The 596-nt window shown below is 52.7% G+C and carries 1 protein-coding gene; it reads left to right on the top strand.

The window, feature by feature from the left end:
* Positions 1 to 87: 87 nt before the first annotated feature.
* The coding region (locus ACESQ2_RS28430) for a fimbrial protein (protein ID WP_154927201.1) at positions 88 to 596 on the top strand (509 nt) is incomplete at its 3' end.

The following is a 596-nucleotide window of genomic DNA, read 5'->3' as shown; positions in this document are numbered from 1 at the left end:
AAGTGAGCATCGCAAATCGCTTCTGACTTTTGTGCGTATTAACTGTTTGCTCATTGATACTTAATTCACTCTGACAAGGAAATGGCAATGAAAAAGGTTCTTCTCTCTGCTGCAATGGCAACTGCGTTTTTTGGTATGGCTGCGGCAAATGCTGCTGATACCAATGTAGGCGGCGGTCAGGTTAATTTCTTCGGTAAAGTTACCGACGTATCTTGTACTGTTTCCGTAAACGGCCAGGGCAGCGATGCGAACGTTTATCTGTCACCAGTGACTTTAACGGAAGTTAAAGCTGCCGCGGCGGATACCTATCTGAAACCGAAATCTTTCACCATCGATGTTTCTGACTGCCAGGCGGCTGATGGCACCAAACAGGATGATGTGAGCAAACTGGGCGTGAACTGGACCGGCGGTAACCTGCTGGCGGGCGCAACCGCTAAACAGCAGGGCTACCTGGCTAACACCGAAGCCGCCGGCGCGCAGAATATCCAGCTGGTTCTCTCCACCGACAACGCCACCGCGCTGACCAACAAAATCATCCCGGGCGACAGCACCCAGCCTAAAGCGGCCGGTGATGCCTCTGCCGTTCAGGATGGCGC

The sequence above is a fragment of the Klebsiella sp. Q11 genome (genome assembly GCF_964241505.1).
GTDB classification, from domain to species: Bacteria; Pseudomonadota; Gammaproteobacteria; order Enterobacterales; family Enterobacteriaceae; genus Klebsiella; species Klebsiella michiganensis.
The sequence above is the reverse complement of the archived record's forward strand: the minus strand, read 5'-3'. Positions and strand labels throughout refer to the sequence as shown.